The sequence below is a fragment of the Corallococcus sp. AB045 genome (assembly GCF_003668895.1).
GTDB classification, from domain to species: domain Bacteria; phylum Myxococcota; class Myxococcia; order Myxococcales; family Myxococcaceae; genus Corallococcus; species Corallococcus coralloides.
Genome location: NZ_RAWN01000387.1, coordinates 1 through 3,045, shown reverse-complemented (window position 1 = coordinate 3,045; position 3,045 = coordinate 1). Strand labels below are relative to the sequence as shown.

The window sequence follows — 3,045 nt, the reverse complement described above, 5'->3', positions numbered from 1 at the left end:
GGCCAGGAGGGGGTGGGCGTGGCGCGGGACAGTTCGTAGAAGACGAGCTCCGTGGCGGGGATGCGGTCGGACTTCTCCGCGGTGTCCAGTGCCAGCAGGACGGCGGCGAGGAAGGCGTGCTCCTGGCCCGCGTCGTAGCCCGACAGGGGCAGGGACTCGCCGCCGGCCCACCGGGTCCACAGCAGGGGGAACTCGTCCTCGTCGCGCGTCTGGAGCGTCTTGCGCGCCTTGTAGAGGGCAATGCCCAGGTCCAGGTAGATGCGGGCCGTCGCGCGCGTCACTTCGTCGTTGACCGGCTTGTCCGGCAGCATGCGCGTTTCGGCCACGGCCTTCCAGAGCAGGGCGATCTCCTCCGGGGCCCTGGGGTCGTCGCCCGCGCGCACGGAGAGCTTGAGGGCGCGGTAGGGCACGAGCGCGACGGAGTCACGGAGGCGTTGCTCGATCTCCGCGCGTTCCTGCGCGGCGCGCTCGGCGTCCGTCTTCTGACAGCCGCCGCACGCGGTGAGTCCCACGAGGAGGAGGGCTGCGATGCGGTGGTGCAGCCCCCGGTGGGCACGGGCGGAGTCCTTCATGGCCGCGCACGGTATCATCCGAGCAGCGCGGCGAAGAGGTCGCGCGGATCCAACCCGGGCGGCAGGCCGGAGACGCCGCCGTCATTCACCTCCACCACCGCCCAGCCGCCGTCCTCCAGCATCGCCACGTCCAGCGTGAAGAACGGGGAGGGGATGCGGCGGCCCAGCGGCTCGAAGGCGGTGAAGTCGGGCACCTCCACGTCGAACTCGTGGTACGGCTCCGCGGCCAGCAGCCGGCCTCCGCCGAAGAACAGCCGGAACTCCAGGTGCGCGGGGCCCGCGGGCGTGCGCCCGTAGACCTTGAGCGGCAGGTAGCGGCGCACCACGAAGCCGCGCTCGAAGCGGTCGCCGCGCTCGTCGAGCAGGTTCTGGCAGATGCGCTCGAAGTCCTCGCGAGTGGCATCCGCCGGCACGAAGCACGCCTCCGCCCAGCGCTCCTTCGCGGACTTCACGTGGTCCTTGAGGATGTACGGCGGAGGCCCCAGCTTCCGTGCCGCCCGCCACGCTTCCGCGGCGTCCGGTCCCTCCGTCCAGACCGAGCGCGCGGTGTAGCCGGCCAGCCGCGGGTACCAGTGGGGCAGGTAGTGCGCGGCGGCGTACTGCTCCGGCGTCGTCACCAGCCGGTGTCCCAGGGCTCGCACGGCTTCGTCGAGCTCTCCGTATTCCTCCTCCGTGAGCATCCAGCCCCGGTACAGCAGCCGGAGGTGGCCGCGCTCCGGCACGCCCGTGAGCGCCCTCGCCGCGTCGCCGGACAGCAGGGCGGAGAGGTCCGCCTGATACGTGTCCACGCCCAGCGCTTCGGCCGCGTCGGCCTCCACGTCGAACGGATCCGGCTGGTGCGGGTTGCGCCCGAAGAGGATCGCCTTCACGGCAGGGGAAGTGGGCATCCAGGTGGCCTTTCGTCAGGAGAGGGGCCCACGTGGACGCGAGCACACGCGGGGCCTGACACGGCCACGGCGGGCGCTGGAGGGCGCGGACGCGGGCGGCATGTCGGGACGAAAGGGGCCTTCCAGGGGGCGGACGCCCCTGCACGGTGATGTCTGACAGAACCGCATCCGGAAGGCTTGCTTCACCGGGCGGCGGGCCCATAAAGCGCCACTCCATGTCGAACCCTTCCGACCTCCTCCACGCGGAGCTGCGGCCCTACCTTCGCGGCTACCCGACGGCCTCCGTGTGCGCGGCGATGACGTGGCGGGGCGCGCTGCACGTCGAGGGACTCCGAGGCAAGGGGACGCCTCCGGCCACGGACGCCCTCTTCTCCCTGGGGGCGCTCACGGAGGTCTTCACGGCGGCGCTCTTGTCGGTGATGGCGGAGCGGGGGGACGTGCGGCTGGACGAGCCCCTCGGGAACCTGATTCCCACGTCGCTCCTGAACGACGAGGTCGCGCAGCGCATCACGCTGGAGCAGCTGGCGACGCACACGTCCGGGCTGCCGCACCTGCCGCCGAATCTGGGCGCGGCGCCCGCGAATCCGGATGACCCGTTCGGACACTACTCCGCGAGCCTGTTCGGAGAGTTCCTGCGCAACTACCACCCCCGGCAGCCGCCGCCGCGCCCGTCGTCCGAGTCCTTCCTGGGCATGGGTGTGCTCGGCCACGCGCTCTCCCGGCGCATGGCGCTGAACTACGGGCACCTGATGCGGGATGTGCTCTGCAAGCCCATGGGGCTCGTGGACACCACGGCGCGCGTCACGGAGGAGCTGGCGCCGCGCCTGTTGCAGGGCCACACGGCGCGAGGCAAGCCCGTGCCGCCGTGGACCTTCCCGGCGCTCCCGGGCGGCGGCGCGATGCACTCCACGGTGGGGGACGTGATGCGCTTCCTGGAGACGAATCTGGGGCGGGGAGAGAAGTCCTTCACGAGGGCCCTGTACCGGATGCAGGCGCCCCGGGTGAAGGCCGGGTCCTTCCAGCGCGGCCTGGGATGGAACGTGTCCCAGGTGCGCGGCAAGGACGTGGTGTGGCGCTCGTCGGTGATGGGGGGCTACGTGGGCTTCATGGGGCTCAGTGTCGCGGCGGACGCGGCCGTGGTCCTCCTCGCGGACCACGGCTGGTCGTTGTTCTCCGCGCTGCGGGGGCGCGTGCCCCTGGAGGCGCCGGGGCTCGCGCTGATGTCGCGGTTCCTGCCGCCGTGAGGGGGCTTCAGGGAATGGTGAAGCGGTAGAGTTGGAAGCCGCCCGAGGACGCCATCTCGAAGTCGCGCACGTTGCGTGGGGCGCCGGTCTCGCTGCGCTGCGCGAGCTTGAAGTCGCCGGTGCCGTTGCTGGCCTGGAAGCGGAACTCGTACGGGCCCGGTTCGGTGGGCAACGGGGCCGCGGACATCTTGGTCACGGCCAGGTTGGCGAACCCCGGCAGGGTTTCACCGTCCGGGCGGCGCACGGAGCCGATGGCGCGCAGGAAGGGCGAGCCGCCGGTCAGGATGAGGTACTGCGGATCCGCGGTGCGCGCGGGCTTCGCCGGGGCGGAGGGGGCAGGGG

3 protein-coding genes and 1 pseudogene are annotated in these 3,045 nt (G+C 72.1%); 1 reads left to right on the top strand and 3 read right to left on the bottom strand.

Going from position 1 to position 3,045, the window contains the following annotated elements:
* Together D7Y21_RS40870 and D7Y21_RS40865 are read right to left on the bottom strand one after the other, a co-directional pair.
* Positions 1–572 (bottom strand): annotated as a pseudogene (locus D7Y21_RS40870) (hypothetical protein); the annotation flags it as partial.
* A 14-nt stretch (positions 573–586) separates the two neighbouring features.
* Positions 587–1,459: an ATP-grasp domain-containing protein gene (locus tag D7Y21_RS40865; RefSeq protein ID WP_121718590.1), complete on the bottom strand. Its 873-nt coding sequence runs from the start codon at positions 1,457–1,459 to the stop codon at positions 587–589.
* Positions 1,460–1,674: 215 nt separating this feature from the next.
* Between D7Y21_RS40865 and D7Y21_RS40860 the strand changes: the two genes are divergently transcribed.
* Entirely contained in the window at positions 1,675–2,703 is a 1,029-nt protein-coding gene (locus tag D7Y21_RS40860) for a serine hydrolase (protein WP_120561556.1), read from the top strand.
* Positions 2,704–2,710: 7 nt separating this feature from the next.
* Here D7Y21_RS40860 and D7Y21_RS42120 read toward each other — a convergent pair.
* A partial coding sequence (locus tag D7Y21_RS42120) for a hypothetical protein (protein WP_158627431.1) occupies positions 2,711–3,045 on the bottom strand: 335 nt, incomplete at its 5' end.

Bases quoted from the DNA above. Each gene is read 5' to 3' on its own strand.
- D7Y21_RS40865 (WP_121718590.1), bottom strand. From the start codon at position 1,459: ATGCCCACTTCCCCTGCCGTGAAGGCGATCCTCTTCGGGCGCAACCCG.
- D7Y21_RS40860 (WP_120561556.1), top strand. From the start codon at position 1,675: ATGTCGAACCCTTCCGACCTCCTCCACGCGGAGCTGCGGCCCTACCTT.